Raw genomic sequence first — 18,512 nt, 5'->3', positions numbered from 1 at the left:
GCTAACGTTGTCAACTTCGCCTAACATAATATTCACGCTGCGGACATTCGTCCTCGGTCCGGCATTCGCCGGACACTCAGCATGCGCTGAGTCGTGAATACAGGAACGTTATCGGAAATAACTGTATTATTAATTACATACCAATTGGTTTAATACTGTTATCGGGAATAGTATTAATTCTAGAATCTATTTCTCTTCGTTGATTTAATAAGTCTTGTTTCTCCATTCGATTTTTCCACAATAAGTATAACTGTATTATATTTGAATATATTTCTGTCTCATTATCTTGACGCGAAAAACAGATTAAACCGTAATATAATTTTTCAATATGATTACAGAAGGCTCTTGAAAGTGGTGCATATGAAAGTTTTTCATCTGCTAGACCGCTTATCATTGCTGCACTAAAGTATTCAAGTTGATTTACAAGTTCGTGGGCATTTCCTTTGAGAACAGTATCCGCCATGTTGTTTATAAAATTTTCTTCTGTATAGTTCTCGTCGAACAAAAAACTAGGGTTTATTTTACCTTGATATTTCGGAACATTATTCTCTCTCATAATATCAGATAGTTTCTCCGATGCCGGAAGATATTCTATTGCAAACCAGCCCATATACTCTATGCTTTTTTCTACAGATTGCCTTGTATTTCTTAGTCTGATATCTTCTTTTAATGTTTTAAACTGGTAAATACCGATAATGAGTGTTCCAACAAGTAAGATACCACTAAAAAAATACAAGATTTCAAAGTAGGGACGAATAGTTTCTATCATCGGTGTACCTCCACCTAATTTTTTATGATATAATATTCGACAAAATAAAAGAAATTCCTTCAATATTTTCAAAATATTTCTTGGTAGATAAATTAGCTTAATCATAGATGATAGTTACTTCCGATAACACCGCATTAGCGCATCGTCGCATACGCTCCTCGGTCACTGGTGATGCTTTTGAGAGGGAAGTGAATTCATGTGACAACCCTGTAAGGCTAAGTCTATCGACCTGATCGCTTCGCTCACTTAAGCCTTTCGGGTTCGTTAATGCAAGAACGTTATATGCAATTGGGGCGATAGTGAATAAATTCAATGGAGAGGGTGAAAAACCTTGAGTGTCAACGAGGTGATCTTGTATCCCGTTTTTAATCAAATATTCTCCAGTATTGAACACCCTGAAGGTATGTATGAATATTTAGGTGATCAGTTGGGTAGAGACTGTATGATCAGTAGGTATAAAGACGGTTGGATGCGCATGTACGAAGGTGATGGTACTCGGAATGAGGATTGGTATACGTGGGGAGCTAATGTTTTAGCTCCATTTAATGGCATGGTGAAGTCAACTTACATAAATCCGGTTACAAACACGCCGGGGTCACTGATACCTGGAAGAGCTAGTTCAATAGTCTTTATTAGGGAGGATAATGTTCATGTTACCTATGCTCATGTAATGGACATTTCAGTTTCCGAGGGAGAGACCGTTACAGCCGGTCAAGTCGTTGCCAAAGCTGGAAATAATGGTTATTCCCGACATCCTCATATACATGTCGGAGCATGGATTAATGATACCCCATTACAAATCAGATTTGATTTGAAGGTAATGGGAGAACAATTAAAACAACTTGGAGAGATAGGGTATTTATGTTAAATCGAAGATGGCCCCAACTGCATATAACACCGCATTCACGCATCGGGGCTAACGCCCCTCGGTCCGCACCAAGGGATGATTTCGGGGAAGAAAACTCAGGCGGACAACCCTGCACCACCTAACCGCATCGCGGCCGGACTTCCTTAAGGTGGTGAGGGTTCGTTAACGCAAGAACGTTAGGTGAAATAGGTGCAAATAATAAAAATACGGAAGGACCAAAAACATGAAAAATGAAGTTCAATTGCAAGAAGTAAAAGCAATGGAGCCACAAATTCTTGAAGAATTAGCAGAATTGTTGATCAATGTGGTCGAGGACGGGGCTTCAATTGGTTTTTTATCTCCATTGTCAAAAGACGATGCTAGAGAATACTGGAAAGAGGCAATTGCCCCCGGGGTAATTGTGTTGATAGCAAAGGTTAATGGAAAAATTGTTGGAACAATACAATTACAGATGGAAATGAAGGAAAATGGGTCACATAGGGCAGAAGTTGCTAAGTTAATGGTAGAAACAACTTATCGGAGAAACGGAATTGCAAAATTACTTATGGCAGCTATAGAAGAAATAGCGAGGTTAGCAGGGCGAAGCTTACTCGTATTAGATACAAGATCAGGCGATCACTCAAATTATTTATATAGGTCTATGGAATATATAGAAGCAGGTCAGATTCCAAAGTATGCGAAGTCATCTAATGGTAACTTAGATACTACAGTTTTTTATTATAAAGAGATATGAAAACATGTCCAAGAATATTCAAGGAAGGCACCTAAATCATATAACAGAGCATTAACGCATCGTCGCATGCGCTCTTCGGTCACTGGTGATGTTTCTGGCAGAGAAGATGATTCACGTGACAACCTGCATAGGAAGGTTCGTTAATGCAAGAACGTTATCTGAAACCGAATATATTATTTAAACAGGGTGATGAACATGGATGTTAAATACAGTAAACTGAATGACCATTCAATCATTCAAATCATGCATATGGATTGTTCGCCTTTGCCGAATGAAAGGGACTCAATATATCTATCTTTCTACCGATTTTTCCGCAATACTTGCTGGGTAGCTGAAAAAAACAATGAAGTAATCGGGTTTGCACTAGGTTTTGTAGACCAATCAAAAGAAACACATGGATACTTGAATTACCTTTTTGTGAAATCTGAGTACAGAGGATTAGGAATCGGTGCACATTTACTAATTCTTTTCGAGGAGGGCTTAAGAAATGCCGGTTGTAACCTCGCATCATTACTTACAGGGAAGCAAGAGAATATAGGGTACTATGGAAGACATGGATATATTGTTAATCATGATATAGATGGATGGACAGAGAAAGACAAAGTATATGATTATTATTACAATACGAAGAAAGTTTCGTTATTGGTTAAAGAACTATAGTCTTGGGAATATTCGAAGATGAGTCGGCATCAAATAACACCGCATTCACGCTGCGGGGCTACGCCCCTTGGTCCGCCCGAGGATTTTCGAGGGAGTGGATCAGGCGGACAACCCTGCACTCGCTAAGTCCGTCGGTCCCGGGCTGGCGCCCTTAAGCCAGTGAGGGTTCGTGAATGCGGGAACGTTAGGAGAAACCCTGTAAATCTTGATAAAAATAAATCCTGATACAAGGAGAAAAAAATAAAGATATGCGATATTTGCTTAAGGCTCTTATTATTTCTTTTATATTAATAATTTCCGGATGCGCAACACAGGGAGCAGTCAATTTAGATGTTAAGATGGCTCATATAATTGATTATAAGTTATATGATGTCGGAGCAGATTTATCAGATGACGTTAATAAATGGTTAATTAATGCACGTATGTCAGGAGAAGAAGGACAATATTTTATTTATCAATTTGCTAATAAAGACAAAAGATATATGAATTCTTATGTCTATCGGAAAGGATCTTCTGATTATGAGGTTTCATTCATATATGATCCAAGTGATTCTAGTGCTAAAGGGAAAATACATGTAACAGGAATTGGTGAGGAACTAGGGAATGAAAAAATAGTGGAGATTAAATCAATAAATGATTTATCATTTTTATTTATTTTGTCTGATGAAAGCCTAAAAGATAGATTGGAATAAAGAATCGTTTTTGAGGTATTTCAAAGAAGACAGGGCACCGCCTAACACCGCATTAACGCATTGTCGCATGCGCTCCTCGGTCACTGGCGAAGCTTTTGACAGAGAAGTTAATTCATGTGACAACCTGCTATAGGCAGGTTCGTTAATGCAAAAACGTTATACGACACATACCAAAATCCATAAAATCAATTCAAGAGTCAGGGGGATAAGAATGAATGATCAAAAACTTTTGGATTTCTATCTAAGTATGCGCGAACCGGAAGCATATCAATGGAACCTCTCTCCTAGAAGTTTATATTTGGAATTTGAGACAAGAGATTTTTTTTCAAGAAATTTTAAAGTGTTTGACGGAATCAACGCTATTAATATTGGTATTGGTGTTGGAGAATGGGATGATTACTTAGGGTATATTATGAACGGATTAGGTCGGCTAACGAGTATAGATATTGACCAAGATATATGTAACATATTTAGATACAGGCAGAAAAGGGAAGGACATCCGAATTCCTCAAACATAATTTGCGAAGACTTCTTAACTTGTAAGCTCCCAAGAATGGATTATGATTTGGTAACAATGATTGGCTCTGCTCTCCAAGAGATAGGGGCTTATCGTGAAGTATTTGAGAAGATATGTTATATCTTAAAACCCAATGGTTATTTAATGTATATGGATTTTGATAAATACAATAATAAAGAAAAATTGCAAGAAATATTACATGAACTATGTATGGAAGTTGAAGAGATTGAAGAATATAATCGGTTTTCGAATACTAGATTCTATTGTATGAAGATCAGAAGACTAGATAAGATTTAACGCTAACTCGAAGAGGCGGCATGCGTCGTATTACATCGCATTAACGCATTGTCGCATCCGCTCCTTGGTCACGGGTGATGCATTTGGCAGAGCAAGCAGTTGATTCATGTGACACCCCTGGAAGGCTAAGTCTGCCGACCTAAGCCTTTCAGGTTCGTTAATGCGAAAACGTTATACGTAATTTCTGCAAACCCATAATATCAAATAACAAATTCTAAATTTAAGGAGGATTGTATGAGTCACTCAAAACATTTTGTTTCAGCAGCAGCAATTGTTTTGAATGATAAAAATGAACTATTACTTATTAAGGGTCCAGATAGAGGTTGGGAAATGCCCGGTGGCGTCGTTGAAGAAGGTGAATCATTATCTCAAGCTGCAATTAGGGAGACAAAAGAAGAGTCTGGTGTAGATATTGAAATTATTAGGTTCTGTGGGATTTATCAGAATGTAAAACAATCAATTTGTAATACATTGTTTTTGGCAAAACAGATTGGTGGAGAACCTATTGCTACTAATGAAAGTTTAGAAAGTGGATTTTTTCCAATTGAAGATGCGTTAAAGATGGTTACATACATGAATTTTAGAGAAAGATGAAACCTGCTTAAAGATCAATGAATCTCCAGAATATATTGAATTTTAACCGGCTATAGGCAGGTTCGTGAACACGAGAACGTTATAAGAATGATTTCAATACAATTATAAAAGCCATATTTTAAAACCTTGATTTTAAGAGCGATAATTAATCTACAACATTTATTTGCATTGGGGATGTGTGTCGTGAGTAGAAGCCCGTATGAAGAATTTCCTCATATTATAACATCAGAAGTAACACTAAGAAAAATTGTTGAAACAGATTTAGATCGACTCTTTGAGATATACAGTAACGAAAATCTTTTTCAATATTCTCCTGTCATGTTGAAAAAAAATAAGGAAACTGTTAAGAATATGATCAGCCACTTTGAAAGAGATTTCAATAAACGCAAAGGGATTTTTCTTGGAATTTGCCAGAGCAATTCGCCTGACAGTATCGTTGGTATAGCCGAGATGTTTGATTATAATAGTGACGTAAAGATGATAACTATTGGCTACAGACTTCACGAACAATTCTGGGGTAAAGGTATTGCCACGATGGCAGTTAATGCTATGACAGCTTATCTGTTCAATCGTGTTGGGGTTAATCGCATACAGGCATTCGTATTGCCAGAAAATACAAAATCGAAAAATGTGTTACAACGTAATAAATTTACTCAAGAGGGAATAGTACGTCAAGGATATATCTGGAAGGGAAGAGGAGTTGTTGATTTAGTTATGTATTCATTACTCCAGTCAGACAATATAAAATAAGCATTTTCTTCACATTATCTTATTTCTAAGTCCTTTTTAATTAATAAACGGGGATAACCCACATTCGGTGAAGAATTTTATAAAAAAATCAAAAGTATGAAGAGATATGAACTAACTAATGTAGTGAATTGTGAAATAAATCGAAGGGGGCATTCACCGAGCGTCGTGAACACAAGACGTTATAAGAAATGGCCGAAACAAAAATCAGTAACAATAAAACATTAATTTAGAATTAATTGGAGGATGAATATGAACATTAGAATAGTTAAAAAGAATAATATAGACCTTGCGATTGTCGTAAGCGATGAGGAAATAATCAGTGATGTCCAGTCTGCACTGGATCTTATGGCAACAGTTAACTATGAATCTGGTTGCAATCGAATCATTTTAAATAAAACAGCAATATGTGAAGATTTCTTTGACTTGAAGACACGACTTGCGGGAGAAATCCTTCAAAAATTTATTAATTATCAAACAAAAATTGCAATAATTGGTGACTTCTCAACCTATTCAAGTAAGAGCCTTAAGGATTTTATATACGAGAGTAATAATGGAAGGGAAATATTCTTCTTATCCGATGAAGCTCAAGCTATTGATAAGCTGAGCAAGCTATAAATTACATTTATACTGAATTTTTCATGCTGATTCGATGAAGCCGGCCACATCTCATAAACCAGCTAATCAAAGTCAAGTTTTGTCTGATCAGATATTTCATACCTTCCAAGAAAGCAGACTTAAATAAACCTACTCCAAAAGAATGAACTTATGGTAAAATATACCTAACATTATCAGTTACTCCATTTGAAAAGGTGTTCCATTGCTCTGAATTCCGAAGATCATGCGTAAAAGCTTATTTGAACTTGCTACTATCGCAACCTTAGCAGGTTTGCCTTAAAGGTTCCTGACTCGTAAACAGATGAATCTAGCCCTGCAAAAGCGGTCAGCTGTTTTACGGAAGGGAACCTTTTTATATCTCCAATTTCAGCGTGAATCTTAGCGGCTGTAATAGGCCCAACTACAGGGATTGAACATAATAGATGGTAAGCAGGAGATTGTAAAGCGAGTTCCTTCATTTTCTGTTCAAGAGCTGAAATTCTAGCTTGCTGCGGTTTTGCATAAGAATATCTATTACTTCTTCTTGATCAGTCGTGATAAGAGCAGAAGGCGAAGGGAAGCTAGTTAGCAAAGAAAGAAGAGATGAAACATCTTCAGGTGAATGAGAAAAAGAATAGGGCTTTCTCACTTGAATTCCATAAGAAGTAAAAGCAGCGGCAACACTTTTTCCTATAGCAATATCAATACTTGAAACAGTTTGATTCATATGATCTCCTTAATAACACTAGGACCCAAAACAGTTACTCTCCACAGGTTGGCACGGTGATACGGGCTTATCGGGGTATGAACACTGCGGGGCTTAAACACTTTATGCGAAGAGATCTTAGTCCCAACACCACATTCGTCGATCGTCGCATTCGCTCCTCGGTTCGGCAGCAGATAATTCGATGAAGTCAATTCAGCCGGACACACTCGGCATTCGCCGAGCATCGTGAACACAAGACGTTATACGAAAACCTTGAACGAATTTGTGTTAATAAAACAAAAAGTCAGGAGGGTTTATTATGCCAAGAACACATGATGCATCAGGAATAGCAATAATTGATGATCAAAACAGAATCTTATTGGTTCATCAAAATTATAAGGATAAGCACTGGTCATTACCTGGTGGAATAGTTGAAGACAATGAATCAGTCTGGGATGCTGCAAGGAGAGAACTTAAGGAAGAAATTAGTGTAGAGGCTGGAGATATCGAGCTGTCAGGAATTTACTATATGTCACATAGAAATGGTTATATATATGTATTTAAAACAAGAGAGTTTTCTGGAGAATTAAAGGTAGATGGAAAAGAAATAAATGAGTATGGATTTTTTGATATAGATAACTTACCTAGACCAATCACGAATTTTACAGTTGAAAGAATACGAGATGCAATCGAAAATAGTAAACCAGTATTTAAGGATCAGAATATTAAAGATTATACAACACTTAAATAGCGCAGGTTCGTTAATGCAAGAACGTTAGATGAAATCATCGAATACCAATACCAATATAAACATGTTAGGAGATGAACCATTATGAATAAACTACTGTTGGCATCATTTGAAATTGAAGTTGTTAACAGAGAATATAAGTTTGTTGGAATGTATATCACTGGAAATTTTCCAGAGTCATTCCCTGAAGTCGCTGTCACTGTTCAAAGAGAATTTTGGGAAAGAAGAAAAGAAATCAAAAACTCAAAGGATTACGAAACTCTATTCAGTCCTGGAATGTGTAATGGCATTCTTGCTACTTATTTTGCGTGTATAGAGGTTACAGAAGTCGATAATGTTCCTGAAGGAATGATTGCTTTTACACTGCCAGACACAGAGTATGTAAAAGTATCATGTACAAATAAAACAATAGGGGAAGGTTACAATAAGCTATTTGATTGGATGAAACAAAATAGATATGAACATAAATTTTATGGTGCTTGCCAAATCGAGATATTTTATATTAATGATGAAGTAGATGAGGAGCCTGTCGAAATACTAATTCCAATAAGCAAATTGAATGATTAAATTGAGAAGAAGGCGATGACATCATCTAACACTGTATTCACGCGTCATAACTGAAGGCTGCTTGGTCTGCCCGTGGCATTTCGAAGAAGTGATTCAGGCAGACAACTCTGCGAGGCTAAGTCTGGCAACCCGTTCCCTCCAGTTACTAAGGCTTCTCGGGTTCGTGAATATAGAAACGTTATAAGAAATGGGGGCAATGCGATTGAAACCAATAGAATAACCTCCACAAGAATTGATAATATTTTAGGAGGTAGTAAAGCATGATCAAAGAGACTAATATACAAACTGATAGACTAATTATAGAGCATATCAAGAGAGTGATCTCTTGGAAGCCTTTCGCTTGATGCAAGATAAAGAGTTATTTCAATTTTTGCCAATGGATGTTATGCCTTTGGAAGAATACAAGGATCTTTTTAGTTGGTTGATTAGTTGCTATGAAGTTAACTTTACAGCAGATTGGTTTAAGTATTCATTTGTAATTACGGATAGAGACACTGGATGTCATATTGGATGGTGTGGAGTCGGAAGCTTAGATTTTAACCACAATTATAAAGAAGTGTTTTATCTAATTGGTAAGAATTACTGGGGTCGAGGTTATGCGACAGAAGCAATACAAGGGCTAATTGATTTTTGTTTTAATAATCTTAGACTGAATAAACTGACCGCAGTAGTGAAGCCAGAAAACATATCATCTAAGAAAGTACTAAAGAAATTAGGATTTAGTTATGAATATACAGTTTCAGAATTGCCGGAAGAATTTGAATTTTATAACGGGGAATTGTTCTATTCGATAAGTAAGGATACCTAATTTCGTAAGCAATGCTTCGATGGCCCTCACATCTCATAACACCACATTAACTCATCGTCGCATGCGCTCCTCGGTTGAAAGGCATTTACAGAAAAGCAAGCTCACCAACACAGACGCCCACCTAAGATAAGAGCTATCTAAGGTGGGCATCCGTCGTTAATGCCAGAACGTTATCGGAAATCAATGCAAAGATTTTATATCTTGTATAGCAAATCTGGGGTGTGAAATGAAGAGAAAACATGCAGACCGTATAGATTGGCATCGGGTATTGGAGAGGAAATTTATATGTAGTGTTTACGATGATGTTGAATTTAGGGGATATATCACATTAATTAGTATTGAGAAAATAAAGGAACCAATAATCATAACAATACAAGGACAAGATATAAGTTTAGCCGATGTAGGTTATTACTGGATGCAGCACTTTCCAGTAGATTTGAATTATTGTGTTACTACTATGATTAATGAAAAGTTTGAAGTTGTTCAATGGTATTTAGATATATCTAAAAGCATTGGAGTTAATGAACACGGAATTCCTTATTGGGATGATCTTTATTTAGATGTAGTTGTATTACCCAGCGGTGATTTCTATATTAAAGATGAAGATGAACTGAGAGAAGCTCTGGATAATAGACAGATCCAAGAAGAAGATTACAGATTGGTAAAAAATATCACAAGTGAACTAGTTAAAGAAATTAAGAATAAAGAGAATAAAATAATTAATAACAGTATGAAGCACTTTAATTATATTTTGAACGAATCTCATAGAAGGCATTGACATCCGATAACACCGCATTATCGCATTATCGCATGCGTGCGCTGCGCTTCACTTAAGCCTTTCGGGTTCGTTAAATGCAAGAACGTTATATGAAATCGGGGAAATACAAATTTGATCATGGAGGTCATAACTGTGGGATATATTGAAAACCTAAGAAAGGAAATTGGTCATCAACCGTTAATTTTGGTGAGACCAAGTGTTGCTGTAATAAATAAATTTGGTGAAATCTTGTTAGTACAATACCAAGATAGATCATGGGGAATCCCAGGAGGACTAATGGAACTAGGTGAGTCCGTAGAAGAATGTGCAAAGCGTGAATTGAAAGAAGAAATCGGAATCGAAGTGAAGAATCTAAAGCTGATCAATGTAGTATCAGGGCAGCAAATGTATACAAAGCTAAGAAACGGAGACGAGTATTACAACGTCGTGATTGGATATATTTGCAATGATTTTGAAGGAGAATTGAACCCTGATGGTATTGAAGTAATCGATGCAAGATTCTTTAAAATTAATGAGCTTCCTGAAGAGACGAATGCATTTATCAAAACTCAAATTCATCAATACGGAAACCTAATTAAATCTTATGTGAGTAACTCATAGAAGCCCCCAACATCTGATTAAAGACATTCTGGAGGTCATACATGGCAGATCCAATAATTGTGGTGCCATATAATCCATCTTGGCAATATGAATTTGTTCAGATCGGAGAGCGCATTCGAGATGCATTAGGTGAGGTAGCAATTAGAATTGATCATATTGGCTCGACATCAGTACCAGGACTCGATTCAAAACCGGTAATTGATATACAAATCTCTGTAAAATTATTTGAACCAATGGTGTATAAATCGATGCTGGAGAGTATTGGTTATGTCTACCGGTATCAAAACCCAGATAAAACAAAGAGATATTTTCGTGAGAGTAGTGGTATAAGAAGGACTCATATTCATGTAAGAGAATTAGGAAGTTGGTCAGAACAGTTTGCTTTATTATTTAGAGATTATTTAAGATCTCACCCTGAAGATTGCAAAGAGTATGCGGAAGTAAAATATCATCTAATGGGATTATATGGAGATGATCGAGAACGATATGTTGAAGAGAAAGATCCAATCATATGGAAGATCATGAATAAGGCTAGTAAGTGGAGTCAGGTAGTGGGTTGGAAACCTGGTATTACAGATCTTTGAGGGTATTTACAAAGAAGTTGCATGCATCAGATAACACTGTATGTATTCACGCTGCGGCGCGTTCGCGCCTTGGTCCGCCCCGAGTGTTGAAAGGGAGTTGGAACAGGCGACACACCGCTCCCCTAAGATAAGAGCTATCTAAGGGGGAGCGACGACGTGAATACAAAGACGTTATGTGAAACCCCTGCATAAGAGAAAAGAGGACAAATAATGAAAAAAACTCAATATTTAATACTCCTTTGTATGTTAATTTTAGTCGTTGCCTGTTCGAATTCAAGCATAAAGGCCGAACCAAAAGCTCCAGATCCGTTTCCAGTTGAATTATCTTCGAGGTTAAGCGTTTTTGATGTTAATGTGAAGGAACAAAGCACTACTTTGAAATTGTTAATGACTGTAAGTAGAAACTATGAGTATCATGATAATTTGAAACTAAATTATACCGTCTTTAAAACAATCGACAACACACAAGAGGAGTTAATAAATAAGAAATTACTGGACAATGCTGTTGATTTATATGTTAAGAAAAGTATCACAGATGAAATTAAACTGATAGAATTTAGTAAATATTTAATAAGGATCGAATCAAGTTATAATTCATATGGTCAAAGCGTCAGCTATCTCGTAGATTTTGATAAGAATGGAGTAAGTATTTTACAATTAGAAAAATAAATCTTTAAGTGACATTCAGGAGGGCAGGGAAATCACATAACACTACATTAACGAATCCGCATATGCTCCTCGGTCAGTGGTGATGCATATGACAGAGAAGTTGATCCATGTAACAACCCTGCAAGGCTAAGTCTACGACCCGATACACACTTAAACCTTTCGGGTACGTTAATGCAAGAACGTTATGCTTAATTATTGAATAGAAAGGAGTAATAAAGAAGAGATGGATCAGCTTATTCAATATTGGAGAATTTATAATCATATAATCCCGATGTTAGTTATAAGTCTTGTAATTATATTATTGATATTTATTCTAATCTTTTTCATAAGAATAAAGAAAAAACAAGTAGATATTCTCAAAAGAACAGTATTGGAGTTATTAATCAGTCTTAATGTAATTAGTATATGCTTTGTCACGCTTTATCCTACTGGGATGAAGGAAAATCATATTATAGATCTAAGATTATCAATTAGTAGCATGATGTCTCAAGGAACTGAAAGTTTTATAAATCTCTTATTATTTTTGCCATTAGCTTATTTCTGTAGTCTTAGAATAAAGTTTTTGTCTAAATATTACTTAGTTTTATGTTTCGTTATATTTTCGTTATTAATTGAAGTATCCCAATACGTTCTGCCATTGGGAAGAATTACTACTTTGAATGATGTTATTTTGAATTCAGTTGGAGCTGTTATTGGGATAATATTGTCAAAATTATATCTGAAGGTTATGAACAAAGAAGTCAATAGCTACGCATAACACAGCATTAACATCTTCGCATGCGGACCTCGGTCACTGGTGATGTTTCGGCAGAGTAGTAGACTCATGTGACAACCCTGCAAGGCTAACTCTACGCTGCCCTGTGCTTCACTTAAGCCTTTCGGGTTCGTTAATGTGAAACGTTAGTTCCGAAAATCTAATGGAGGTGAAAAAAATCATGGATGCACTAACACTAACTGCTAATAAATTTAATTCTTTGAAAACTTATACAGAAGAAGTCAAAGAGAAGTATGGGGCTTCGGCTGCCTCTATCGTTATAATTCAAGACAACAGAATTTTGACTGAATGGTATTCTGGAAAACATCACTTTAAGAATGGATCACTCGAAGTTAAAGCCGATTCTATGTTTAATTTATATTCATTAAGGAAGACTTATGTAGGATTAGCAACTGCAATTGCAGTAGTAGAAAGCAAATTGTCTGTTGACTGTAATGTTTCCAATATTCTAACTAAAACTGAATATGACCTCGGAAATATTACAATAAGAGATTTAGCTATAAAAACAGGTCCTAAGTATTTTGGATCTAATAGTATAGAACGCGAAAAAGTAGCATGTGACCTTGTTAAAGAACTTACTGGATGTAATATTGCTGATCTAATCACAAAACGAATATTTAAACCAATGCAGTTAACTGATACTGAGTGGATTTCGGTTCCTAAAGAAAAATTGGTTTGTGATTTTCAAGCTTCAGGTGGCTATGCTTCGATTAGAATTGAATCAAATGAAGGTCATGAAAGAAATCTGTATTCAAGTGCGAGAGATCTTGCGTATTGGGGAAATGTACATCTCAATAAAGGTTTATTTAATACTAGTCAGTTAATACCAGAAGAAGTATTTACGCTCAGTGAACAATTGAGAACTGATACCAAAGATAAGAATCGAATATTTGGGTGGTACTATCAGGATAAGTACTATTATTCATCAGGTGCAGCAGGTTGTCACTGTATTATTGTACCCGAATTTAATGCGGTAGGAGTACGAATGTTGAATAGATATACAGAAAACTACACGGAGGATCAAAAATCATTTAATGAGATATTTTATAGTTGCCTTCAAGAATAAGATATTGTAAGTGTTAATGAAGTCAACCTTCATATAACACAGTATTAACGCTACGTCACATTCGTTCCTCGGTCACTGGCGATGCAATTGGCAGAGATGTGAATTCATGTGACAACCTGCTATACGCAGGTTCGTTAATGCAAGAACGTTATCTGAAATCGAGGCAAATCGAAAGGACAATTTAATGAAAAAATTATTAATATTATTAGTAGTAATTCTGTTAAGTGCAGCATGTACAAAACAGGAAAAAAACACTGAGAATGAAGTAGCTTATAGATATTTAGGTGAATTTGTTAGTTTAGTAGATCAACGAAAAGAACCGTTCGGTAAAGAGATGAAAATAAACTACACTTTACAATTGAAAAACTTTAGTCCTAAAGAAACAGTATTCAGTGTATATCATAATCAATTCCAACACGGAAGTGAGGAGGCATACAAACACGTGGAAATCACTAAGAGAACAAAAGTATATGAGCTTGATGATAATGAAAGAAAGGAAGTTCCAATAATTAATATTGAGAATTCGAACCGATTAGAAGTTTGGATAAAACCTCATCATTTATCAGACTATCATATAGAAGTATTAGAAATATACATTATAGAGTAATTTATCAAGTATTACAGGGAGACCTCGACTTCAGTTAACGCATCGTCGCATGCGCTCCTCGGATGATTTCTCACAGACAACCCTGGGAGGCTAAGTCTGTCGCCCCGTTTCGCTACGCTTAATTTAAGGCTTTCTGTTTCGTGAATGCAAGAACGTTATATGCAACCCTTGCAGTTATAAAAACATTCAACCAACAAATCGAAACTCCATAATAGGGGGTGTTTATATGATTATTAGAATGACTCATGAGAACATAAATGACTATAACAAATCTAATGAGAGTTTAGTTGTATTCGGACGATTAATTCCGAGATATGACAACGGAAACTGGTCATATACTGAGGAGATATTCTCAGAACAATATATAAAAAAATATGATAATGATGATATTGATGTAAGTTACATCGAAGATAAGAATAAGGCCGTCTTTTTCTATTATGAGGGTAATAATTGTATCGGTCAGATAAGGCTACGAACAAATTGGAATGGTTTTGCATTAGTTGAGGATATCGCTGTTGCCAGCACTAGTAGAAAACGAGGTGTTGGTACCGAATTATTATTGAAAGCGAAAGAGTGGGCAAAGCAGAATAATCAAATAGGTCTTATGCTTGAAACTCAGGATGTTAATTTATCAGCTTGCCGATTTTATTCGAAGAACAATTTTGTTATTGGTGCAGTGGATACTTTGTTGTACACAAATTTCCCGAATGCAAATGAAAAAGCAATTATTTGGTATTACAAATTCTAGTGCATGGAAAGTATTCAAGAAGGCAAGGGAAGCGTATAACAATGTGTGTGCACGCATCGGCGGACAAGCCACCTCGGTCCCGTGAGATAAGTCAGGGGAACACGGAAACGTTAGACGAAATTGCTTGAAAAATATATCTGAAAAATGAGGTGCAAAATGCTATTTCATTTTAGTGAACAAGGTAATATAGAGATCTTTATTCCAAAAGAAAAACAGAATAGAACAAATTTTCCAGCAGTCGTATGGGCAATTGATGAGGAACATGAATTCACGTATTACTTTCCTAGAGATTGCCCGCGAATTGTATGTAGAAGAACAGAAGATATTAGCGAAAAGAATGTTGATATGTTTTTCAAAAACACTAATGCTGACATTATTGTTACTGTAGAGAGTGAGTGGTATGCAAGGATTATTGGACAATCATTATATAAATACCATTTTGAAGAAGATAGTTTTGAACTTTTTGATAAGACAGCTGGTTATTATATCTCGTATCAAGCAGTGAAACCCATTAGTATAGAAAAAATTGATAACTTGGTAGAAAGACTTTTAAGTAAAGGAATTGAATTAAGAATTACACCCAATTTATATCCACTTAGAGATGCAATTATAAACTCAGATTTCAAAGACTTTGGAATACATAGATTTAATAATGCAAAGAAATAAATAGAAGGTGCGATGAAGAAGCAACTTCGTCTAACACCGCATTAACGCATCGTCGCAAGCACCTCGGTCACTGGTGTGAAGCAGTTGACAGAGAAGCGGATTCTAGGCAGGTCCGGTAATGCAAGAACGTTATCTGCAATACGTGCACAACCTTGTGAAACCTTAAAACTTTCGACCAAAGGAGGATGTTGAATATGTTGAGCAAGAAAACGAATAACGCGGATGTTATCGGGTACTGTTGCATGAGAATTCCAGTATCTGATTTAAAAAAGTCGGTAGATTTTTATTGCAATGTATTGGGCTATGAATTGAATTCGGCAGATTATGAGTTTGGAGAAGCACATATTGGCTTGAAAAACGGAAATGGTCCGGGAATTTTTTTAATGGAAACAAATCCTGATGATTTTACACAAATGAAGTTCAATTTCCCTCGATCATTCTTCGTAACGAGCAGCACAGGTCAGGTAACAATGATAGAAATGTTAACGAATGATCTTCTTTCTCTGCATGAAAAAATTAAAGAAACTGGAGTTCAAATTGATAAAGGGCCCATTTTTACTAAAGAGTTTGGATATTTCACCTTCTTTGATCCAGATGGGCATTTCTTTCGGGCAGTTGAAGAAAGAGGTGTATATTTTGAATTAAAACGAAGAATGAGTTCAGCCCTAAAACGAGATCTGAGTGAACATGAGCAGCAATTACTTTGGGGATTATGTGAGAAAACTAATGTTGAACAGCAGAGGTTCCTTAGTTCAATCATTTCAGAGATTAAATGTTCTAGATAAGATATATAAGTTGTATTTTACAAACTAGTTACTTTTGAAAGTCACTTGAAGAAGGCACGACCAGCAGATAATACCGCATTAACGTATCGTCGCAAGTACCTCGGTCACGGTGAAGCAGTTGACAGAGAAGCTAATTCACGTGAAAACCCTGCAAGGCCCAGTCACGGCCCGTTCCGCATACGCTGTACTTAAGCCTTTCGGGTTCGCTAACGCAGGAATGTTATCCAAAACATAAGAAAAAAAGTTAAGACCATCTAAATCTGATAGAATAAGATCAAACCTCAAAAGAATCCTCAACATATAAAACACAGTAATCACTTTTCTCATTACCCACAAGAGACACACCAGTTGGAGATCCAACTCTTAGTCGAGAATAACCAAACAAGATTCAACAAACCATAACATATTGTTTAGAAAACAGCTCGAGAAGTCAGCATGGCAACACTCGGAAAAAAGCATGGTTTTAGTAAGTAATGCTGAGAGTTGAAGTCTTCGGATACCATTAGAGAGCATCGTTGCATGAGCTCCTCGGTCACTGGTCGTGTAATCGGCAGAGAAGCAGATTCATGTGACAACCTGCTATATGCAAGTCCGTTAATGCAAAAAACGTTATCCGAAAAGTCCGAAATACAGATAAATTAAAAAACATATTGATCTTAGGAGGTTATATACATGTTTTATAGAAGGAAGTACTATGTAGTCAACAATGAATTTGTTGAAGTTTTTAACAAGCATTTCATTGAAAACAATTTGCCTAATCAATTGAAAAATGGAGCAAGATTAGTTGGAAGATGGATGGCTCCGTATTCGGAAACAACAACTGAGATTTTTGCAATTTGGGAATATGATAGTAAAGAAAAATATGAAGAAATCGAAAGGAATGTTCGATCCCCTGAACAAGCAAAGAAGGTCAATGCGTGGTATGACAGTCAAGGTGGTAGAGAACGTGTATATAAAGATTGCGTCTTCCAAGTGAAGGATTCAGAAATAATTTCGACGATATAACCTTGCAGTGCAAGTACAATAACGAAATCATTGGTCTGTAAGTTAATCTATGAAACAAGTACGGAAAGATGTATTTGAAAGCAGTAAGTATAATCAAGAAGCCGAATCCTTCGGATTACACTGCATTAGCACATCATCGCATGCGCTCCTTGGTTGAAACAAGTATTTGAAGCATGCTCATCAACACAGACACCCACCTAAGATAAGAGCGATCTAAGGTGGGTGTTTATCGTTAATGCAAGAACGTCATATGAAACCGACGCAAAGAGAAAAGACACAAACTAAAAAACGAATAAAATAGGAGAAATTGAAATGTTATTAATGATTACTGATGATAATAATAATGAGTGGAAAAACTATGTTAGAAATAACATGTATGAATACAATAAGAAACACTTTCCAAAGGATTTAATAGGAAGATATCAAGAAGTACATTATTTTCTGAAAGATGATAAGGAACAAGTTTACGGTGGAATATTGGGAGAAATCTGTTGGAATTGGTTAGAAATACATTATTTGTATATAGAACAAGAGTTTAGAAAGTCAGGTTACGGAACGAAACTATTAAGTGAGGTAGAGGGAATTGCTAGGCAGAAACAGTGTGATTTTATAAAAACGGATACATTAAGCTTTCAAGCTTTAGATTTTTATAGAAAACATGGTTTTGAAGTATATGGATTGATTGACAATGCAGGCGGGCATACACATTATTATTTGAAAAAAACTTTAAGCAATTATTGAGAATAATCGAAGTAGACGTAGGCATCATATAACATCGCATTAACGTATCGTCGCATAACGCTCCTTGGTCAATGGTGACGCTTTTGGCAAGAATTAAATTCATGTGACAACCCTGCAAGGCTAAGTCTACGACAAGCCTATCGGGTTCGTTAATGCAAAAACGTTATACGCAATACCCTAAAGTC

24 protein-coding genes and 2 pseudogenes are annotated in these 18,512 nt (G+C 36.0%); 23 read left to right on the top strand and 3 right to left on the bottom strand.

The window, feature by feature from the left end; translation table 11 throughout:
- Window positions 1–133: 133 nt before the first annotated feature.
- A complete protein-coding gene (locus tag ACFP56_RS10990) occupies window positions 134–769 on the bottom strand; it encodes a DUF4760 domain-containing protein (protein ID WP_379234300.1) in 636 nt (211 codons plus the stop codon).
- 331 nt (window positions 770–1,100) lie between these two features.
- Here ACFP56_RS10990 and ACFP56_RS10985 point away from each other — a divergent pair, with 331 nt between their 5' ends.
- The 8 genes and pseudogenes from ACFP56_RS10985 (at window position 1,101) to ACFP56_RS10950 (ending at window position 6,495) form a co-directional block, all read left to right on the top strand.
- Entirely contained in the window at window positions 1,101–1,637 is a 537-nt protein-coding gene (locus ACFP56_RS10985; RefSeq protein ID WP_379234298.1) for a M23 family metallopeptidase, read from the top strand.
- Between the two features lie 223 nt (window positions 1,638–1,860).
- Window positions 1,861–2,370, top strand: coding sequence for a GNAT family N-acetyltransferase (locus ACFP56_RS10980; protein WP_379234296.1), 510 nt, complete (start codon window positions 1,861–1,863; stop codon window positions 2,368–2,370).
- Window positions 2,371–2,565: 195 nt separating this feature from the next.
- Window positions 2,566–3,030, top strand: coding sequence for a GNAT family N-acetyltransferase (locus ACFP56_RS10975; protein ID WP_379234294.1), 465 nt, complete (start codon window positions 2,566–2,568; stop codon window positions 3,028–3,030).
- 248 nt (window positions 3,031–3,278) lie between these two features.
- On the top strand, window positions 3,279–3,722 hold the full coding sequence (locus ACFP56_RS10970; protein WP_379234292.1) for a hypothetical protein: 444 nt from the start codon (window positions 3,279–3,281) through the stop codon (window positions 3,720–3,722).
- 211 nt (window positions 3,723–3,933) lie between these two features.
- The gene (locus tag ACFP56_RS10965) at window positions 3,934–4,536 is read left to right on the top strand and encodes a methyltransferase domain-containing protein (protein ID WP_379234290.1); all 603 of its coding nucleotides are present in this window, start codon (window positions 3,934–3,936) and stop codon (window positions 4,534–4,536) included.
- Window positions 4,537–4,770: 234 nt separating this feature from the next.
- Window positions 4,771–5,176, top strand: a pseudogene (locus ACFP56_RS10960) (NUDIX hydrolase).
- 137 nt (window positions 5,177–5,313) lie between these two features.
- Complete coding sequence (locus tag ACFP56_RS10955; protein ID WP_379234288.1) at window positions 5,314–5,880, top strand: GNAT family N-acetyltransferase; 567 nt, start codon at window positions 5,314–5,316, stop codon at window positions 5,878–5,880.
- Window positions 5,881–6,129: 249 nt separating this feature from the next.
- The gene (locus tag ACFP56_RS10950; protein ID WP_379234286.1) at window positions 6,130–6,495 is read left to right on the top strand and encodes a DUF4180 domain-containing protein; all 366 of its coding nucleotides are present in this window, start codon (window positions 6,130–6,132) and stop codon (window positions 6,493–6,495) included.
- A gap of 251 nt (window positions 6,496–6,746) precedes the next feature.
- Here ACFP56_RS10950 and ACFP56_RS10945 read toward each other — a convergent pair whose 3' ends face one another.
- Window positions 6,747–6,953, bottom strand: coding sequence for an IS110 family transposase (locus ACFP56_RS10945; protein ID WP_379234284.1), 207 nt, complete (start codon window positions 6,951–6,953; stop codon window positions 6,747–6,749).
- Window positions 6,950–7,201 carry a hypothetical protein gene (locus ACFP56_RS10940; RefSeq protein ID WP_379234282.1) on the bottom strand — a complete coding sequence of 84 codons (252 nt, stop codon included), beginning with the start codon at window positions 7,199–7,201 and terminating at the stop codon, window positions 6,950–6,952. The genes ACFP56_RS10945 and ACFP56_RS10940 overlap by 4 nt, the downstream gene beginning before the upstream one ends.
- A 298-nt stretch (window positions 7,202–7,499) precedes the next feature.
- Here ACFP56_RS10940 and ACFP56_RS10935 point away from each other — a divergent pair, with 298 nt between their 5' ends.
- The 15 genes and pseudogenes from ACFP56_RS10935 (at window position 7,500) to ACFP56_RS10865 (ending at window position 18,327) form a co-directional block, all read left to right on the top strand.
- Window positions 7,500–7,931 (top strand): NUDIX domain-containing protein, encoded by a 432-nt coding sequence (locus tag ACFP56_RS10935; RefSeq protein ID WP_379234280.1) that lies wholly within the window; start codon window positions 7,500–7,502, stop codon window positions 7,929–7,931.
- An 81-nt stretch (window positions 7,932–8,012) separates the two neighbouring features.
- The gene (locus tag ACFP56_RS10930) at window positions 8,013–8,495 is read left to right on the top strand and encodes a GyrI-like domain-containing protein (RefSeq protein ID WP_379234278.1); all 483 of its coding nucleotides are present in this window, start codon (window positions 8,013–8,015) and stop codon (window positions 8,493–8,495) included.
- Between the two features lie 313 nt (window positions 8,496–8,808).
- Window positions 8,809–9,303 (top strand): annotated as a pseudogene (locus ACFP56_RS10925) (GNAT family N-acetyltransferase); the annotation flags it as partial.
- A 226-nt stretch (window positions 9,304–9,529) separates the two neighbouring features.
- Window positions 9,530–10,081 carry a DUF402 domain-containing protein gene (locus tag ACFP56_RS10920; RefSeq protein WP_379234276.1) on the top strand — a complete coding sequence of 184 codons (552 nt, stop codon included), beginning with the start codon at window positions 9,530–9,532 and terminating at the stop codon, window positions 10,079–10,081.
- A 132-nt stretch (window positions 10,082–10,213) separates the two neighbouring features.
- Window positions 10,214–10,681 (top strand): NUDIX hydrolase, encoded by a 468-nt coding sequence (locus tag ACFP56_RS10915; RefSeq protein WP_379234274.1) that lies wholly within the window; start codon window positions 10,214–10,216, stop codon window positions 10,679–10,681.
- A 41-nt stretch (window positions 10,682–10,722) separates the two neighbouring features.
- Window positions 10,723–11,265 (top strand): GrpB family protein, encoded by a 543-nt coding sequence (locus ACFP56_RS10910; protein ID WP_379234272.1) that lies wholly within the window; start codon window positions 10,723–10,725, stop codon window positions 11,263–11,265.
- A 210-nt stretch (window positions 11,266–11,475) separates the two neighbouring features.
- Window positions 11,476–11,934 (top strand): hypothetical protein, encoded by a 459-nt coding sequence (locus tag ACFP56_RS10905; protein ID WP_379234270.1) that lies wholly within the window; start codon window positions 11,476–11,478, stop codon window positions 11,932–11,934.
- A 223-nt stretch (window positions 11,935–12,157) separates the two neighbouring features.
- Window positions 12,158–12,691: a VanZ family protein gene (locus tag ACFP56_RS10900; RefSeq protein ID WP_379234268.1), complete on the top strand. Its 534-nt coding sequence runs from the start codon at window positions 12,158–12,160 to the stop codon at window positions 12,689–12,691.
- Window positions 12,692–12,869: 178 nt separating this feature from the next.
- The gene (locus tag ACFP56_RS10895) at window positions 12,870–13,775 is read left to right on the top strand and encodes a serine hydrolase domain-containing protein (protein ID WP_379234266.1); all 906 of its coding nucleotides are present in this window, start codon (window positions 12,870–12,872) and stop codon (window positions 13,773–13,775) included.
- 184 nt (window positions 13,776–13,959) lie between these two features.
- On the top strand, window positions 13,960–14,382 hold the full coding sequence (locus ACFP56_RS10890) for a hypothetical protein (protein WP_379234264.1): 423 nt from the start codon (window positions 13,960–13,962) through the stop codon (window positions 14,380–14,382).
- Window positions 14,383–14,608: 226 nt separating this feature from the next.
- A complete protein-coding gene (locus ACFP56_RS10885; protein WP_379234262.1) occupies window positions 14,609–15,130 on the top strand; it encodes a GNAT family N-acetyltransferase in 522 nt (173 codons plus the stop codon).
- Between the two features lie 156 nt (window positions 15,131–15,286).
- The gene (locus ACFP56_RS10880; protein ID WP_379234260.1) at window positions 15,287–15,796 is read left to right on the top strand and encodes a DUF6886 family protein; all 510 of its coding nucleotides are present in this window, start codon (window positions 15,287–15,289) and stop codon (window positions 15,794–15,796) included.
- Window positions 15,797–15,990: 194 nt separating this feature from the next.
- Entirely contained in the window at window positions 15,991–16,581 is a 591-nt protein-coding gene (locus ACFP56_RS10875) for a VOC family protein (protein ID WP_379234257.1), read from the top strand.
- Window positions 16,582–17,253: 672 nt separating this feature from the next.
- Complete coding sequence (locus ACFP56_RS10870) at window positions 17,254–17,586, top strand: NIPSNAP family protein (RefSeq protein ID WP_379234255.1); 333 nt, start codon at window positions 17,254–17,256, stop codon at window positions 17,584–17,586.
- A gap of 312 nt (window positions 17,587–17,898) precedes the next feature.
- Entirely contained in the window at window positions 17,899–18,327 is a 429-nt protein-coding gene (locus ACFP56_RS10865; RefSeq protein WP_379234253.1) for a GNAT family N-acetyltransferase, read from the top strand.
- Window positions 18,328–18,512: the final 185 nt, after the last annotated feature.

The sequence above is a fragment of the Paenibacillus septentrionalis genome, assembly GCF_042659865.1.
Classification (GTDB): Bacteria; Bacillota; Bacilli; order Paenibacillales; family Paenibacillaceae; genus Pristimantibacillus; species Pristimantibacillus septentrionalis.
Note: the sequence above shows the minus strand (reverse complement) of the source record. Positions and strands in the feature narration are given on the sequence as shown.